The sequence below is a fragment of the Jannaschia seohaensis genome (assembly GCF_900116765.1).
GTDB classification, from domain to species: Bacteria; Pseudomonadota; Alphaproteobacteria; order Rhodobacterales; family Rhodobacteraceae; genus Jannaschia; species Jannaschia seohaensis.
Genome location: NZ_UETC01000002.1, coordinates 114,426 through 128,614, shown reverse-complemented (window position 1 = coordinate 128,614; position 14,189 = coordinate 114,426). Strand labels below are relative to the sequence as shown.

General features: G+C 68.2%; 19 protein-coding genes and 2 pseudogenes. 7 read left to right on the top strand and 14 right to left on the bottom strand.

Annotation, left to right across the window (positions count from 1 at the left end):
- Nucleotides 1–17 precede the first annotated feature (17 nt).
- From DTQ71_RS05365 to DTQ71_RS05350, 4 genes are read right to left on the bottom strand one after another with little or no spacing between them, the layout of a single operon-like run.
- On the bottom strand, nt 18–251 hold the full coding sequence (locus DTQ71_RS05365; RefSeq protein ID WP_109563262.1) for a hypothetical protein: 234 nt from the start codon (nt 249–251) through the stop codon (nt 18–20).
- A 48-nt stretch (nt 252–299) separates the two neighbouring features.
- A complete protein-coding gene (locus DTQ71_RS05360; RefSeq protein WP_109563261.1) occupies nt 300–1,286 on the bottom strand; it encodes a methyltetrahydrofolate cobalamin methyltransferase in 987 nt (328 codons plus the stop codon).
- Nucleotides 1,283–2,185: a methylenetetrahydrofolate reductase gene (locus tag DTQ71_RS05355; protein WP_109563260.1), complete on the bottom strand. Its 903-nt coding sequence runs from the start codon at nt 2,183–2,185 to the stop codon at nt 1,283–1,285. Before DTQ71_RS05355 ends, DTQ71_RS05360 begins: the two co-directional genes overlap by 4 nt.
- Nucleotides 2,185–2,496, bottom strand: a complete 312-nt coding sequence (locus tag DTQ71_RS05350; protein WP_109563259.1) for a virulence factor — start codon at nt 2,494–2,496, stop codon at nt 2,185–2,187. The genes DTQ71_RS05355 and DTQ71_RS05350 overlap by 1 nt, the downstream gene beginning before the upstream one ends.
- Nucleotides 2,497–2,730: 234 nt before the next feature.
- Between DTQ71_RS05350 and DTQ71_RS05345 the strand changes: the two genes are divergently transcribed.
- The 4 genes from DTQ71_RS05345 (at nt 2,731) to DTQ71_RS05335 (ending at nt 5,599) form a co-directional block, all read left to right on the top strand.
- Nucleotides 2,731–3,879: a Ppx/GppA phosphatase family protein gene (locus tag DTQ71_RS05345; protein ID WP_109563258.1), complete on the top strand. Its 1,149-nt coding sequence runs from the start codon at nt 2,731–2,733 to the stop codon at nt 3,877–3,879.
- A 111-nt stretch (nt 3,880–3,990) separates the two neighbouring features.
- A complete protein-coding gene (locus DTQ71_RS23375) occupies nt 3,991–4,392 on the top strand; it encodes a hypothetical protein (protein WP_170125306.1) in 402 nt (133 codons plus the stop codon).
- Nucleotides 4,382–4,552, top strand: coding sequence for a VPLPA-CTERM sorting domain-containing protein (locus DTQ71_RS24830; RefSeq protein ID WP_170125305.1), 171 nt, complete (start codon nt 4,382–4,384; stop codon nt 4,550–4,552). The genes DTQ71_RS23375 and DTQ71_RS24830 overlap by 11 nt, the downstream gene beginning before the upstream one ends.
- A gap of 324 nt (nt 4,553–4,876) precedes the next feature.
- Nucleotides 4,877–5,599, top strand: coding sequence for an RlmE family RNA methyltransferase (locus DTQ71_RS05335; protein WP_109563749.1), 723 nt, complete (start codon nt 4,877–4,879; stop codon nt 5,597–5,599).
- A 36-nt stretch (nt 5,600–5,635) separates the two neighbouring features.
- On the opposite strand, the gene DTQ71_RS24555 is transcribed toward DTQ71_RS05335, so the two are convergent.
- The 6 genes and pseudogenes from DTQ71_RS24555 to DTQ71_RS24065 all read right to left on the bottom strand — a co-directional run bounded on the left by DTQ71_RS24555 (nt 5,636) and on the right by DTQ71_RS24065 (nt 9,848).
- Nucleotides 5,636–5,854: a heme-binding protein gene (locus tag DTQ71_RS24555; protein WP_281271228.1), complete on the bottom strand. Its 219-nt coding sequence runs from the start codon at nt 5,852–5,854 to the stop codon at nt 5,636–5,638.
- Between the two features lie 28 nt (nt 5,855–5,882).
- Nucleotides 5,883–6,080: pseudogene (locus DTQ71_RS24825) on the bottom strand (heme-binding protein); the annotation flags it as partial.
- Between the two features lies 1 nt (nt 6,081).
- Nucleotides 6,082–6,900, bottom strand: a complete 819-nt coding sequence (locus tag DTQ71_RS05320) for a sugar phosphate isomerase/epimerase family protein (RefSeq protein WP_109563255.1) — start codon at nt 6,898–6,900, stop codon at nt 6,082–6,084.
- Nucleotides 6,897–8,591 (bottom strand): annotated as a pseudogene (locus DTQ71_RS05315) (SDR family NAD(P)-dependent oxidoreductase). The gene DTQ71_RS05320 and the pseudogene DTQ71_RS05315 overlap by 4 nt, the downstream one beginning before the upstream one ends.
- Nucleotides 8,592–8,699: 108 nt before the next feature.
- Nucleotides 8,700–9,209, bottom strand: a complete 510-nt coding sequence (locus DTQ71_RS24070) for an acyl-CoA dehydrogenase family protein (protein ID WP_245947263.1) — start codon at nt 9,207–9,209, stop codon at nt 8,700–8,702.
- Nucleotides 9,210–9,236: 27 nt separating this feature from the next.
- Nucleotides 9,237–9,848, bottom strand: coding sequence for an acyl-CoA dehydrogenase family protein (locus DTQ71_RS24065; RefSeq protein ID WP_245947260.1), 612 nt, complete (start codon nt 9,846–9,848; stop codon nt 9,237–9,239).
- Nucleotides 9,849–9,974: 126 nt separating this feature from the next.
- On the opposite strand from DTQ71_RS24065, the gene DTQ71_RS05305 reads away from it, so the two are divergent.
- The 3 genes from DTQ71_RS05305 to DTQ71_RS05295 all read left to right on the top strand — a co-directional run bounded on the left by DTQ71_RS05305 (nt 9,975) and on the right by DTQ71_RS05295 (nt 12,316).
- A complete protein-coding gene (locus DTQ71_RS05305; protein WP_109563254.1) occupies nt 9,975–10,988 on the top strand; it encodes an aldo/keto reductase in 1,014 nt (337 codons plus the stop codon).
- Nucleotides 10,985–11,335, top strand: coding sequence for a MaoC family dehydratase (locus tag DTQ71_RS05300; protein ID WP_170125303.1), 351 nt, complete (start codon nt 10,985–10,987; stop codon nt 11,333–11,335). The genes DTQ71_RS05305 and DTQ71_RS05300 overlap by 4 nt, the downstream gene beginning before the upstream one ends.
- A 345-nt stretch (nt 11,336–11,680) precedes the next feature.
- Nucleotides 11,681–12,316 (top strand): TetR/AcrR family transcriptional regulator, encoded by a 636-nt coding sequence (locus tag DTQ71_RS05295; RefSeq protein WP_245947259.1) that lies wholly within the window; start codon nt 11,681–11,683, stop codon nt 12,314–12,316.
- A gap of 3 nt (nt 12,317–12,319) precedes the next feature.
- Here the strand turns inward: DTQ71_RS05295 and DTQ71_RS05290 are convergent, their stop codons facing one another.
- From DTQ71_RS05290 to DTQ71_RS05275, 4 genes are all read right to left on the bottom strand, one after another.
- Nucleotides 12,320–12,523: a hypothetical protein gene (locus tag DTQ71_RS05290; protein WP_109563251.1), complete on the bottom strand. Its 204-nt coding sequence runs from the start codon at nt 12,521–12,523 to the stop codon at nt 12,320–12,322.
- A 59-nt stretch (nt 12,524–12,582) separates the two neighbouring features.
- Complete coding sequence (locus DTQ71_RS05285) at nt 12,583–12,876, bottom strand: MAPEG family protein (protein WP_245947257.1); 294 nt, start codon at nt 12,874–12,876, stop codon at nt 12,583–12,585.
- A gap of 113 nt (nt 12,877–12,989) precedes the next feature.
- The gene (locus DTQ71_RS05280) at nt 12,990–13,418 is read right to left on the bottom strand and encodes an SRPBCC domain-containing protein (protein WP_170125302.1); all 429 of its coding nucleotides are present in this window, start codon (nt 13,416–13,418) and stop codon (nt 12,990–12,992) included.
- 87 nt (nt 13,419–13,505) lie between these two features.
- Nucleotides 13,506–14,171 (bottom strand): ArsR/SmtB family transcription factor, encoded by a 666-nt coding sequence (locus DTQ71_RS05275; protein ID WP_109563249.1) that lies wholly within the window; start codon nt 14,169–14,171, stop codon nt 13,506–13,508.
- Between the last annotated feature and the right edge of the window lie 18 nt (nt 14,172–14,189).

The following is a 14,189-nucleotide window of genomic DNA, read 5'->3' as shown; positions in this document are numbered from 1 at the left end:
CCGGCTGCTCTGACCGGTCAGACCAGCAAACGCACCGGCACGGGAGAGCAGACGATCAGGATCTGATGACCCGCTTGCACCATGCGGAAGCGGCGTTGACGCACCTCCCGCTCCAGCTGTTTGCGGCCGATCTTCTCCTCGACCTCGGCGGCGGTGAGGCAGAGCACGCCTCCCACCTGCGCCGCGGGCCCATGAAGATGCCCGCGGAGCCACGTCTCGTCGGTGGCGCCCACATGTCCGACATAGCTCATGAGCCAAGACTAGGAGCATCAGTGTTAAGTTTCCCTTAATGCTCGGGCTCACGCCCGCCGCCGTCCGCCGCGCCGCCCGCCCGAGCGCGCGCCCGAGGCCCGGGCCGCCGTCGCCGCCTCGGCGAAGGTCAGCCCGTCCTTCATCGCCTCCTGCACGCGGGTGAAGCCGATCCAGGCGCCGCCATTTGGGTCGTGGTTCATCAGCATGTTGGCGGCGTGGATCGCCTCCATCTCCTGCGCGCGGACCGGGTTCATGATCGCGCTGGTCATTCCCGCGCCGATGGCCATGGGCAGGAAGGCCGCGTTGACGCCGTGCCGGTTGGGCAGGCCAAAGCTGACATTCGATGCCCCGCAGGTGGTGTTGACGCCCAGCTCCTCGCGCAGACGGCGGACCAGGGTGAAGACCTGTTGCCCCGCCGTGGCCATCGCGCCGATCGGCATGACCAGCGGATCGACGACGATGTCATGGGCGGGGATGCCGTGATCGGCGGCGCGCTCCACGATCTTCTTGGCGACCGCGAAGCGGACTTCCGGGTCCTCGCTGATGCCGGTGTCGTCGTTGGAGATCGCCACGACCGGCACGTTGTATTTCTTGACCAGCGGCAGGACGAGTTCCAGCCGCTCCTCCTCGCCGGTGACGGAGTTCAGCAGGGGCCGCCCCTCGGCCGCCTCCAGCCCGTTCTCCAGCGCGCCGGGCACGGAGCTGTCGATGCAGAGCGGCACGTCGACGATGGCCTGCACCCTTTCGATCAGCGCCTTCATCAGGGGCGGCTCGACGAAGTTGTTGTCGGCGTAGCGCGGATCCTCGGCCATCTTGTTGGTGAAGACGGCCCCCGAATTGACGTCGAGCACCATCGCGCCGCAGGCGACCTGCTCCAGAGCGTCCTTCTCGACGGTGGAGAAGTCGCCTTGCTCCAACTCGGCGGCGAGCTTCTTGCGGCCGGTCGGGTTGATCCGCTCGCCGATCACGCAGAACGGTTCATCGAAGCCGATGACAACAGTCTTCGTCTTCGATTCCAGGACGGTACGGGTCATTCTTGATCCTTGGAGTGGGTGTCGAGCCAGGTGGCGGAGGTCTTGATCCCGCCCAGCGGGAAAATGTGGGCGGCGTGGATCGGGAAGTCGGGATTCGCGGCCTTGTGGGCGGCGATGGCCGAGAGGAACTCCGTCGGCTCGAAGGGCAGAAGCAGCTTGGTCACATCCGCCGCCCGCCGTTGCAGCACGCGCAGGGACGGGCCTACGCCACAGGCGATGGCGAATTTGATGAGCGTCTGGAGCTTGGCCGGCCCCGCCACGCCGATATGGATGGGCAGGTGGACGCCCGCGGCGCGGATGCCCTCGGCCCAGGCGATCACGGGATCGGCCTCGAAGCAAAACTGCGTCGCGATTGCCATCTCCGCATCTGTCCGCTCCGAGAATTTCTGTTTCCAAAGAAGCGCCTCGGAGACGTTCTTCATGCTGCCATCGGGGTCGATGTCGCGATTGCCCTCGGGGTGGCCCGCCACGTGCAAGCGGCGGAAGCCGTCGAAGGCGCCCGACTCCAGCAGCTGCATGGAGGTCGTGAAATCGCCCACCGGCTCGGCCACGCCGCCCGCCAGGATCAAGCCCTGGTCCACGTCGGCCTCGCCGCGGTAGCGGGCGACCCAGTCGGCCAGAGTCGTCCGGTCGCGGATGATGCGGGCGGGGAAATGGGGCATCGGGTTCATCCCCTCGGCCCGAAGGCGCGCGGCGGTGGCGACCATGTCCTCGATCGGGGTGCCGTCGATATGGGCGATGTAGACGCGCGTGCCGCGGGGCAGGATCGTGCGGAAGTCGTCGACCTTCTCGGCGGTGCGGGGCATCACCTCGATCGAGGCGCCTTGCAGGAAGTGCGCCAGGGTCGCGTCGGTCGGGGCGGGCGCGGGCGCGCGGCGCGCGAAGCCGAGCACGGCCATCAGGCGGCGCCCCGCGTCTCGATGCCACCGGCCAAGGCCGCGTCGCGCAGTCTCTCGGGAATCCATTCGGCCTCCAACTCGGCGGCGCGGGCGGCGGCGGCCTCCGCGTCGGTGCCCTCGCGCTCGCCTTCGGACACCTTGCGCCAGTCGGCGAGATAGGCGTCGGTCTCGGCCGCGCCAGCCCGCATGGCGGCGCGGTCGATGGCGTGCTCGAACCGGGGGCTCAACTGAACCTTGGCCGCGCGGCGGCCTTTGCCCGCCAGAACCTGCGCGGGGATGTCTCTCCAGTAAACGACGGTGATTTGCGCCATGTGCCAACCCTTCCCTGCACGAGCTTACTCGCCCCTTACGGATGCGCGCGGGCTCAAGTGTGCCGCCGACCGACCTCCATTCGTCCGATGACGACACGCGGTCTGATTGACAGGTCGGGGCAGGGGGCGGAAGGGGCGCGGGCCGTCGAATTCTTCATGTCCATGATGAAGTTTCTTGCCGCGCGGCCGACGCGCGGGATAACATAAGACAAAACGAAACGATCGGAGGCCCTGATGCCACCGGAAGACCCGGCGAAAATCAGCCGGGCCCCGCGCGCGCCACGGCACGATCTACGGGGTCCGGCCCCGATTTCGCCGACCCATGACCGCCCGGATCCGGCTGAGCTCTATGCCGCGCTCGATCTGGGCACGAATTCCTGTCGCATGCTGATCGCGCAGCCCAAAGGCGCGCAACTGCACGTGGTCGACAGCTTTTCCAAGTCGGTGCAACTGGGCAACGGGTTGGAGCAGTCCGGCCGGCTCAGCCGCGCCTCGATGGCGCGCACCATCGGCGCGCTCAAGATCTGTCGGCGCAAGCTGGAGACGCATGACGTCAAGCGCATGCGCCTCGTCGCGACCGAAGCCTGCCGCCGCGCCACCAACGCCGAAGAGTTCATCCGTCTGGTCGAGCGGGAGACCGGCCTTCCGCTGGAGATCATCAAGCCGGAGGAGGAGGCGCGCCTCGCCGTCGTCTCCTGCGCGCCGCTGGTCTCGCGCAAGACTGAGCAGCTCCTGGTGGTGGATATCGGCGGCGGCTCGACCGAGCTGGTCTGGATCGACCTGACCCGGGTGCCCAGCCACGACCGGGCGCGGGCCATCATGCGGCTGCATACCGGTTTCCAGGCCGGAGAGAACGACCCCTTCCCCGGCGCCAAGGTGGTCGACTGGATCTCGATCCCGCTGGGCGTGGCGACGCTCAAGGACCAGTTCCGCGACGTGACCGACGATGCCGCGCGCTTTGCGTTGATGTCGTGGCATTTCGAGGAATGCCTGGCCGAGTTCTCACCCTATGCGGACGCGGCGGGCGACAGTGATCCGGGGTTTCAGATCGTGGGCACTTCGGGCACCGTCACGACGGTCGCGGCGACCCATCTCAACCTGCGCCGCTACGACCGCAATAAGGTCGACGGGCTGCGCATGACGACCGAGCAGATCGACCGCGTGATCCGCAGCTATCTGAGCATGGGGCCCGAGGGGCGGCGGAACGATCCGAGGATCGGGCGTGGGCGCCACGCGCTCATCATGTCGGGGGCGGCGATCCTCCAGGCGCTGCTGCGCGTCTGGCCGACCGATCGGCTGTCGGTGGCGGATCGGGGCCTGCGCGAGGGGTTGCTCTATGCGCAGATGTCGGCGGATGGGGTTCTGGACGACGGGCCGCTCTGAGGGTTGATCACATTATGGGGCGAAGGGCAGTGTTCGCTCCACTGGCTTGCTCGCCCTGGGAACACCGGGACCGAGATGCGTTGCCGTTTATGAATAAGGAAACGACGTCCGATGATGAAGCGGCTCTCGCTTGTGGCTGTCGCGGGGCTCATGTCTGCCTCGACCGCGTCTGCGCTGACATTCTCCGCTATCGAAGCGCAATTCGACGATGCCGACGACCTGCTTCGCATCGCGGCGTCGATATCGTCGGTCAATAGTTCCTTCAACGAGCTCGTCTTCGATTGGGGCAACACGCTGAACACATTAGATTTCTCCGGCGCGTCGCTTCTTTCTAGCTCGGTCGGAGGGATGCTCGTGCCGAACTTTGTCGGCGGCTTGGCGGCAGGCGTCTTCGCGATCAGCGACATTCCCGGCGCGCCATTCACGGCCCCGTTCGACTTCGATATCCTCGTCTCGATCCCCGGGGCGGGGGGCAGGTTTCCTGACGGAAAGCATCGACGTATTGACCTGTGACGACTGCACGCCATCCTCGAGCGGCTTTGAGGAGGCCGCCGATGCCATCACCCCGGCGGCGGCCGACCTCTCGGCGGTTCCGTTGCCGGCCGGGTTGCCCTTGCTGCTTGCCGGGCTGGGCGCGTTCGCGGCCCTTCGCGCGGCGCGCCGGTCGACCTGAGACCCTGCGCCTGGCGGCAATGGGCGCACGCGCCGCATGCCGCCGAAGCCGCGCTCGCCTGGAGGTTTACTCCTACTCGTAGACGCGGCCGCAGGCTGCGGGGGCTGGGCGCGCGAATGCGCTTTGCTCCGAGGGGGGCGCATCCTTGGGAACGATCGGCGTGGGTCGGGCGGGGGCGGATGGGCTAGGCTGGGCCATGAGGCGACTCTGGAGAGTTGAACTGGCCCCCATATACGCCCGTCGCTTGCGGAAAATAGGGCATATGCGCAGCCGAGCCGTGTCGAAGGCTTCCGATTTGATGCGATGCGCATTATTTCGCTCATCATGGCGAAGGCTCCCAAGAACACCTCCGGCCGCGGCCGTCGTGACCTCACCGTCAAGGTCAAGACCGCGCGCGGGCGCAAGCTCAGCTCCAAGCTCTGGCTGGAGCGGCAGCTCAATGACCCCTATGTCCAGCGCGCGCGGGCCGAGGGCTATCGCGGCCGGGCGGCGTTCAAGATCATGGAACTGGACGACAAATACCACTTTCTCGTGCCTGGCGCGCGGGTGGTCGATCTGGGCTGCGCGCCCGGCGGCTGGTTGCAGGTGGCGGTGCCGCGCATCAACGCGGATGGGTCGCGGCCGGGTAAGCCCCAGGGCAAGATCATCGGCGTCGACCTGCAGGAGGTCGATCCGGTCGCGGGGGCCGAGATCCATGTGCTCGACTTCATGGAGGACGGCGCCGACGACAAGGTGAAGGCATGGCTGGGCGGCCCGGCGGATGTGGTCATGTCCGACATGGCGGCGGCCTCTTCGGGACACAAGCAGACGGATCACCTGCGGATCATCGCGCTCTGCGAGGCGGCGGCGGCGCTGGCCTTCGATGTGCTCTCGCCCGGCGGCACTTTCGTGGCCAAGGTTCTGGCCGGGGGCGCCGAAGGGGAGCTTCAGGCCGAGTTGAAGCGCCGCTTCACCAAGGTCGCCAATGTGAAGCCCGGGGCGAGCCGGTCGGACAGCTCGGAGAAATTCGTCGTGGCGCAAGGCTTCCGCGGTACCGGGGAGGCCTGAGGGGGGGAGGCCTGAGGACTCAGCGCTGCGCCGCGCTCAGGCGGGGTCGAAGCCCAGCGTCGCGAGCGCGACCGCCACGCAATCCGAATCCTGATGCCCGGACGCCCCCGACACGCCCATGCCGCCGACGAGCGCGCCGTTCAGGCGGATCGGCTGCCCGCCCTCCCAGGCCGGGAGCTTCGTGCGGCTGGCGAGGCCGCCCGCCAGGGCCGGGTCCTGCATCCGCCCCATGAAGGCTTTGGTGGTTTTGCCCAGGTTTGGTGGTTTTGCCCAGGATCGTGGTCACCGCCTTGTCGGTCGCCATCTCCAGCACCGGAGGCGGGGCGCCGTCGAGCCGTCCGGCGGAGACCACGACGCCCGCCGTGTCGACCACGCAGGCGGCGACCGTCCAGCCATTCGCCCGCGCATGGGCCAGCGCGGCGGCGAGCAGGGCGGCGGCGGCATCGTAGGTAACGACGGGCGGCGTTCGGGTCAGGTCCATGTCAGCACTCCGGTAGGTGGTCGAGGATGGTATCGAGGACGTCGCCCGGATCCCGGGACCACCAGTCGCGGGAGAAGATCTCGACCTCGCACGGGCCGGTATAACCCGCCGCCTCGACGGCGCGCCGGATGGCGGGGATGTCGGCCACGCCGTCCCCCATCATGCCGCGATCGAGCAATATATCCGAGGTGTCGCGCAGCCAGTCGCAGAGATGCAGCCCGGCGATCCGGTCCCCGGCGCGGGCGCAGGCGGGGGCGAGCGTGCGGTCCCACCAGACGTGGTAGACATCGACGGCGATGGCGAGGGCGGGGTGGCACGCCTCGGCCAGCTCCACGGCGTCGGCGACGGTGAAGATGACGGTCCGGTTGCCGCCGAACATCGGGTTGAGCGGCTCCAGCGCGAGGCGGACGCCTTGGGCTTCGGCCCGTGCGCAAGCGGGGCGCAGGCGGTCGGCGAGGCGCTTGCGGCTGTCCTCCAAACCGGTCGTACCGGGCTCGGTGCCGCCGGTTACGATGGTCAGGACCGGCGCGCCGAGGGCCGCGGCCTCGTCGAGCGAGGCGGCCAGTTCGTCATCGGTGCTCGCATCCGGCCCCGTCAGATAGGGCGTGCGGCACAGCCCATCGACTCGCAGCCCGGCGGCGCGGGCGTACTCTCCGATGGCCTGGGCGCGGCCCTTCAGCTCCTGCCGCCAGAAGACGATGCCGCCAAAGCCCCGCGCGGCGCAGGCATCGACGGTGCGCTCCGGCGACCAACCGGCGCCCTGGCCCAGATTGGCGCCGAGCGTCGCGGTGTTCAGGGCGAGGCGGTCGCGGGTAATCACATGTAGGTCCGGATGAGGCGGGTCATGCGGTCGATGGCCAGGTCCGGGTCGGCCAGGACGCCGCAGCGATCGGCGAGACGGAAGCAATCGACGAAGTAGTGCAGGGGGCGCTTGGCCTGGGCTCCGTCGATCATGGCGAAATGGTCCTGGTGGCCGTTGAGCCATGCGAGTCACACGACCCCGGTCTTGTAGAACTGCGTCGGCGCTCGGAAGATGTGGCGCGCCAGCGGCACGATGGGGTCAAGCGTCGCGCGGAAGCCCGCGACGTCGCCCTCGCCCAACTGTCCCACGGCGCGGCCCACGGCGACGGCGAGCGGGTCGAAGATGCCGAGCAGCGCGCGGGAAAACCTTTCGACATCGCCCTGGATCAGCTTGGGATAGTTGAAGTCGTCGCCTGTATACATCTTCACGCCCTCGGGCAGGCGGTTGCGGAGGGCGATCTCCTTCTCGGCGTCGAGCAGCGAGATCTTGATCCCGTCCACCTTGGCGGCATTGGCCTCGATGATCCCGGCCACGGTGTCGAGCGCGGGGGCGAAACCCTCCGTGCCCCAATAGCCCGCAAGCGCCGGGTCGAACATCTCGCCCAGCCAGTGGAGGATCACTGGCTTGTCGCAGGCGGCGAGCACCTCGCTGTAGATGCGCACATAATCGTCCGGGCCTTGGGCCAGCTTCGCCAGCGCGCGGGAGGCCATGAGGATGATCCGGGCGTCGGCGGCCTGGATGGCCGCGACCTGCTCGAGATAGGCGCGGCGGACGTCATCGAGGCCGCGCGCCTCCGCCGGGCCCAGATGGTCCGTCCCGCAGCCGTTGAAGACCAGCGCGTCGGGTAGTTCGGCGCGGGTGCGGCGGACCAGTTCCAGCGCTTGAGGCCAGCCCAGGCCCATGCCGCGCTGCGCGGTGTCCATCGCCTCGGCGATACCCAGGCTCAGCCCGTCCAGATGGCGGCGAAAGGCCATCGTCGCCTCCCAGTCGATGGCATGGATGTCGTCGGCGAAGGGATCGGCCACGACATGCGCCGCCGAAAAGCAGACGCGGACTGGGTCGGGACCGAGCGGCGTGGCCGTCAGGGGCGTGCCGGTCAGGATGTAGTCGAGGGCGCCGGTCGTGTCGGGCAGGCCGCCCGTAGCGAGGGTGGCGACGATCTCGCCTACCTCCTCGGGCTGGCCCACGCGGGGGATGAGGGTCAGGCCGTCCTTCGCGCGCTGTTCGTATTGCGCGATGACGGGGGCGGTCATGTCGGTGGCGATCAGGCCGGGGCGCACGTCGTAGACCTGCACGCCCTCGGGGCCGAGCCGCGCGGCCCAGGCGGCGGTGGCCATCGCGGCGGCGGCCTTGGAGGCGCAATATTCGGAGCGCGGCACCGCCACGGCGCTCGCGTTGGACGAGGTGATCGAGACGATCACGCGCAATCCCTCCCGCCCGATCAGGCGCTTCGCGACCGCCTGGGTCAGAAAGAACAGGGCCTTGGCGTTGACCTTCAGGCAGCGGTCCCAGGACGCTTCGGAGGCGTTCAGCGGGTCGCCCCGTTCCATCACGCCCACGCCCGCATTGTTGACGAGGGTCGTGAGGGGCCCGAGTTCCGCCTCCAGCTGGTCGAGCGCGGCCTCATGCGCCGCAAGCTCGGCCACGTCGAAGGGCAGAGCCATGGCGCGGGCGCCCTCCGCCCGAAGTGTCGCGACCGCATCGGCCACATCCGTCTCGGTCAGCCCGTTGACGGCGACCGCGAAGCCCTTCGCGGCGAGCGCGCGCGCAGGCCAGCCCGATGCCCCGGCCCGCGCCGGTGACCAGAGCGCCCCCCGTCACGCCGCCCGCGCCCCGTTCTTGATCAGCTCCCGCGCGATGATCATGCGCTGGATCTGGTTGGTGCCCTCGTAGATCTGGGTGATCTTCGCGTCGCGATAGAGCCGTTCCACCTCGAAGCCCCGGATATAGCCGGAGCCGCCGAAGACCTGCACCGCGTCCGCCGAGCGCGCCACCGCCATGTCGCCCGCGAAGCGCTTGGCCATCGAGCAGGCGCGGGTCGCGTCCTCGCCCCGGTCGATCTTGGTGGCCGCCGAATGCACCAGCAGCCGGGCCGCCTCGACATCGACGGCCATGTCGGCGAGCAGCCATTGCACGCCCTGGAATTCGGCTATGGGTCGCTTGAATTGCTTGCGCTGCGCGGCGTAGTCCACGGCTGCCTCCAGCCCGGCCTGGCCGATGCCGACGGCCAGGGCGGCGATTCCGACGCGGCCCTTGTCGAGCACGCTCATCATCATGTGGAAGCCGCGCCCCTCGTCCCCCAGCAGCGCATCGGCGGGCAGCCGCACATCCGTGAAGGTCAGCGCGCCGACCTGCTAGGCGCGCTGGCCCACCTTGTGCTCCTTGGGGCCGCGCTCCAGGCCCGACGCGTGCAGATCGACGACGAAGATCGACATGCCGCGATGGCCCGCCTCCCGGTCGGTGCGGGCCAGGACGAAGCCCAGATCGGCGACCGGTGCGTTATGGATCCAGATCTTGCCGCCGTTCAGGATCCAGCCGTCGCCGTCCCGCACCGCCTCGGTGCGGATGCCGGAGACGTCGGTGCCGGCTTCGGGCTCGGTGATGCAATAGGCGACGCGGGTCTTGGCCGTCATCACATCGGCCATCCAGCGGTTCCTTTGCGCGTCGGTGCCGTGACGCACCAGCAGGGTGGTGATCAGCTCCACCAACCCGCATTGATCGGCGACAGAGGCATAGCCGCGCGACAGCTCCTCCATCACCAGCGCGTAGGTCAGCGTGTCGAAGCCGGGGCCGCCCATCTCCTCCGGGACGCCGATGCCGAACAGCCCGAGCTCTCGCATCTGGGCATAAAGCTCCGCCGGGAACCGCTCCTCCGCATCCAGCGCCTCGGCGATGGGGCGGATCGCGCCCTCGGCGAAATCGCGCGCCATATCCCGGACCTGGAGATGGATATCGGTCAGATTCATGGCTCTCCCCTGAGTAACTATATCGTTACTCACGCGCTCTGCTTCGCTTCCCGTCAAGCCGCCGAAAGGGCTGGACAGGCGCGGCGTGCTTCCATAAGTATCCAAGTGGTTACTTAGGGGCACGCCATGAAACCGTCCGAGAAGGTCAAGTTCGGCCGCACCGATCTGGAGGTCACGGCCTTCGGATTCGGCACCGCGCCGGTGGGCAACATCTTTCGCGAGATCGACGAGGCGATCTCGGACGCGATGTTCCAGTCGGCTTGGGACGCCGGCGTGCGCTACTACGATACGGCGCCGATGTATGGGCACGGGTTGTCCGAGCTTCGGACCGGGCAAAGCCTGCGCTGGAAGGACCGCGACTCGTTCGTGCTGTCCTCCAAGGTCGGGCGCCGTCTGGTCCCGGCGAAACGGTCGGAGATCGACTTCGCGCCCTGGACCAACGCCGCGCCCTTCGTGATGGAGTTCGACTACACCTATGACGGCACGATGCGCGCCTTCGAAGACAGCCTCCAGCGCCTCGCGCTGGAGCGGATGGATATCTGCTTCATCCACGATATCGACGTCTTCACCCGGGGCGACGAACAGCCCGAGGTGTTCAAGCAGGCGATGGACGGGTCGTGGAAGGCGCTCTCTCGCCTGCGCGACGAGGGCGTGGTCAAGGCCATCGGCGTGGGCGTCAACGAATGGGAGGTCTGCCACGAGGCACTCAAGCAGCGCGACTTCGACTGCTTCCTGCTGGCGGGCCGCTACACCTTGTTGGAGCAAGACGCGCTGAACGAGTTCCTGCCGCTCTGCGAGGAACGCGGCGCGGCGGTGGTCGTGGGCGGCGGTTTCAACTCCGGCATCCTGGCGACGGGGGCGAAGGAGGGGGCCAAATACAATTACGCCCCCGCGCCCGCCGAGATCATGGAGCGCGTCCGCGGCATCGAGGCCGTCTGCGCCGAGTACGACGTGCCGCTGCCCGCCGCCGCGCTGCAATTCGTCGTCGCCCATCCGGCGATCCCGAGCTTCATCGCCGGAACCCGGACGGTCGAGCAACTCAATCAGAACCTCGCTTGGTTCGATCACCCGATCCCGGCCGAATTCTGGTCCGACCTCAAGGCGAAGGGGCTGCTGCGCGAGGACGCGCCCACCCCGTGAAGCTGGCCCCCGGAGACGATGCCTGGGACGATCTGCCCGTCGGCGCCTGGTGGCGGAGCGGGCGCCGCATCGTGACGGCGGCGGATATCGACGCCTTCGCCGATTTCTCGGGCGACCGCTTCGCGATCCATATGGACGACGCGGCGGCCGGCGCGATGGGCGTCCGCGGTGGGGTGGCCCATGGCCTGCTGGTCCTGTCGCTGGTCGATGGGCTCAAGAACGCCGCGCCTGTGCAGATGCGCGCGGTGGTCTCGCTGGGTTGGGAGTGGAGCTTTCCCCAGCGAGCGGACGAAGGCCTCGCCGCCGGACACGATCTCGTTCCAGTAGGGTTGGTGCGGTTGCGGTAGGACCAGGCGATGGTCGGGTCGCCATAGGTCTGGGCCTGCGCGGCCGAGGGGCCGAACATGCGCGCCGCGGCCACGGCCGGGATGCCATAGGCCCCCGCCAGCAGGATGTTGCAACGGGTGACCGTCTCACGCTCGATGAGCGATTTGATGAACGACATGTCTTCCTCCCAAATGCGCGGCTCCGCTCGCCTCCCGAGCGCGTCGGCTGCCAAATACACTAACTGGTTACTTACTAATTTGCCACGCTGTCAAGCCCGGGCTAGAGGCGCTATCGTAAGCAGGTGCATGGTCGGGCGGCGGAAGGCCCGGAAAGGGGATGCGATGGACGGAACGGCCCAGCCGAGGGTGCGCGACGCGGAAGCGACGCAGGCCCGCATCCTTCAGGCCGCAAAGGAGGAATTCGCCCGCCTTGGTCTCGCCGGCGCCCGCGTGGACGTAATCGCGGAGCGCGCCGAGGCCAACAAGCGCATGATCTATCACTACTTCGGATCCAAAGAGGATCTGTTCCGGCACGTCCTCGAAGCGGCCTACCTCGACATCCGAGCGGCGGAGCGGGCGCTGGAACTCGAACATCTCGACCCGCCCCGCGCGATGGAGGCGCTCGTGCGCTTCACCTGGGATTACTACCTCGAAAACCCGGAATTCATCCGCCTCGTCAACAGCGAGAACCTGCACGGTGCCCGCCATATCGCCGAATCGGATCGCCTCAATGAGCCGTCGCGCGGCCTGACCGAGCTGATCGGCGGCATCCTGGCGCGCGGCGTCGCCTCCGGCGATTTCCGCGACGGGATCGACCCGGTGCAGCTCAACATCACCATCGCGGCGATCGGCTATTATTACCTGACCAACCGGCACACGGGCGAGCATCTCTTCGAGCGGCCCTTCATGACGCCCGAGGCCCTGGCCGAGCGGCTCGCGTTCAACATCGAGACGATCATGCGGATGGTGTTGCGCGATCCCGACCGGGCGGCCCGGGCTTAGCCTTCAATCCGGGACGTGGACGTCTTTCGGGGTCTCGTCGCCCCGGATCCGCTTCTCGCGCTGTTCGTCGATGGCAAAGTCGTCCTCCGCCCGTGACGGGGTGTCGTATTTCGTCTTGTCGCCCTCCCGCGTCGTCTCCTTGCCGGTGCGCGGCGGACGGGGGGAAGGGGGCCTCGGCTGGTGCCCGGTCGGGGTCTTTCTCACCATCGCATCGCTCCTGTCGTTCCCACGCCAACGCATCGGCGCGGGAAACTGTTTCGCGACGACTACCCTGCGGCGATCACCGACAGCCCCACGGCCAGGAGGCAGCCCCAGCCCGCCAGGAAAATCAGCGGCCGCACCGGCATGCGCGCCCAGCCGCCGATCATGCCCGCCGCATGGATGAGCCGCAGGCCGAAGAACAGACCCGTCGCCCAGACCGTGACAGCCGTCGAGACCCCGGCCGCGTTCGCGATCAGCACCAGCGCGAGCATCGGCAGGAACTGCTCCAGCAGGTTCAGATGCGCCCGCCAGGCGCGGGCGACCCAGGGGCGATGGGCCAGCGGGTTGGGCGGCGTCACGAAGGGATCGTCCTAGCCCGCGGGTTTCGGCGCGGTGTTCACGCCGACGACGTAGGGGATCCAAAGCGACCCGGCGAGGAGCGCGGTCCAGGTCATCCACCAGAGCTTCGCGGTCATGCGGTTTCTCCGACGCGGGCCGGCGTTCCGGTCTCCAGCCAGGTCTTGAGCCCGGCAACCAGCCGCTCCCAGCCGTCGGCATAGCCTTCGCCGCCCTCGGGGATGTCGTAATGCTCCAGCGTGAGCGCGCAGAAGGCGCCTTCGGGGGCGATCGACCAGACGAAGCGCGAAACGGGGATGTTGGGGGCCCATTTCGGCGCGAACTCCACTTCGATCCGTGTCTTCGGGGTCACCGAGGTTTCGCGGCAGACCAGCATGTCCGAGCCGTCGGGCAGCTTGTAGACCAGCGCGTCGCCATCGCGGACCGCCTCGGGCGTGTAAGGGTGGTAGGAGGCGGCGTCCTCGGGCGCGGTCAGCGCCTCCCAGAGTGCATCCTGACTGCACCTGATGAAGGTGCGTAGCACATAATCGGGCTTTGGGGTCATCTCGGGTCTGCAATGGATTGGGCGCAGGTATCCGGTGGCCGTCCCGTGAGAGCGGACGGCTTGCATGTTTCGATTTGGCGGGATGCCTCAGCCGGGGCGGGGGAAAGCCACGGCCTCGCCGGTCTCCAAAAAGGTCTTGAGCGCGGCGGACCAGCGCGCCCAGTTCTCGGCGACCTGGGCGCGCAGAGGTTGCGGCAGGCCATAATGGCCGACGGTCAGATGCTGATGCCCGTCTTCGGACGCGATGTCATAGATCACGCGGGTCTCGGGCAGGGCGCCCAGGGGGGGCAGGCGGGTGACGAGCCGCGTGCCCGTCTCGGCAGCGATGACGGCGCTGTCCGGGCCGGGGCGCAGTGGGCGGCGCGCGCCGATCCGCAGGGCCCGCCAAAGCGCGTCCCGGGAGCAGCGGATGAAGCTGTGATGGGTCACGTCGGGCGCTTCTTCCTCCGCTTCCAGCCGGGCCTTGAGAGCGAGGAGTCCGGACGCCGCGGGCGCGACCTCGAACGGCTCAACCCAGCGGTTGAGCGCTTCGGCCAGGGGGACGGCATTGAGGTAGTGATGGGTGTAGCGGCCGCGCTTGAGGCGCGTTATCAGCCCTGCTTCCTCCAATATCTTCAGGTGCTTGGCCACGCCGAAGCGGCTGATGGGCAAGGTGGCCTCCAACTCCGAAAGGGTCTGGCCGTCGGCCTGCCGCAGCGCGTCGAGTAGATCGCGGCGGGAGGGGTCGGCGAGGGCTTTGAAGATCGTGTCCATTATCGGTCTTGTAGGTGA

Excerpts from the sequence above, each read along its gene's own strand:
- DTQ71_RS05290 (WP_109563251.1), bottom strand. The coding sequence starts at position 12,523 with ATGGTGAGAAAGACCCCGACCGGGCACCAGCCGAGGCCCCCTTCCCCC.
- DTQ71_RS05335 (WP_109563749.1), top strand. The coding sequence starts at position 4,877 with ATGGCGAAGGCTCCCAAGAACACCTCCGGCCGCGGCCGTCGTGACCTC.
- DTQ71_RS23375 (WP_170125306.1), top strand. The coding sequence starts at position 3,991 with ATGATGAAGCGGCTCTCGCTTGTGGCTGTCGCGGGGCTCATGTCTGCC.
- DTQ71_RS05345 (WP_109563258.1), top strand. The coding sequence starts at position 2,731 with ATGCCACCGGAAGACCCGGCGAAAATCAGCCGGGCCCCGCGCGCGCCA.
- DTQ71_RS05280 (WP_170125302.1), bottom strand. The coding sequence starts at position 13,418 with ATGACCCCAAAGCCCGATTATGTGCTACGCACCTTCATCAGGTGCAGT.
- DTQ71_RS05350 (WP_109563259.1), bottom strand. The coding sequence starts at position 2,496 with ATGGCGCAAATCACCGTCGTTTACTGGAGAGACATCCCCGCGCAGGTT.
- DTQ71_RS24065 (WP_245947260.1), bottom strand. The coding sequence starts at position 9,848 with ATGAATCTGACCGATATCCATCTCCAGGTCCGGGATATGGCGCGCGAT.
- DTQ71_RS05365 (WP_109563262.1), bottom strand. The coding sequence starts at position 251 with ATGAGCTATGTCGGACATGTGGGCGCCACCGACGAGACGTGGCTCCGC.
- DTQ71_RS05360 (WP_109563261.1), bottom strand. The coding sequence starts at position 1,286 with ATGACCCGTACCGTCCTGGAATCGAAGACGAAGACTGTTGTCATCGGC.
- DTQ71_RS05275 (WP_109563249.1), bottom strand. The coding sequence starts at position 14,171 with ATGGACACGATCTTCAAAGCCCTCGCCGACCCCTCCCGCCGCGATCTA.
- DTQ71_RS05305 (WP_109563254.1), top strand. The coding sequence starts at position 9,975 with ATGAAACCGTCCGAGAAGGTCAAGTTCGGCCGCACCGATCTGGAGGTC.
- DTQ71_RS05355 (WP_109563260.1), bottom strand. The coding sequence starts at position 2,185 with ATGGCCGTGCTCGGCTTCGCGCGCCGCGCGCCCGCGCCCGCCCCGACC.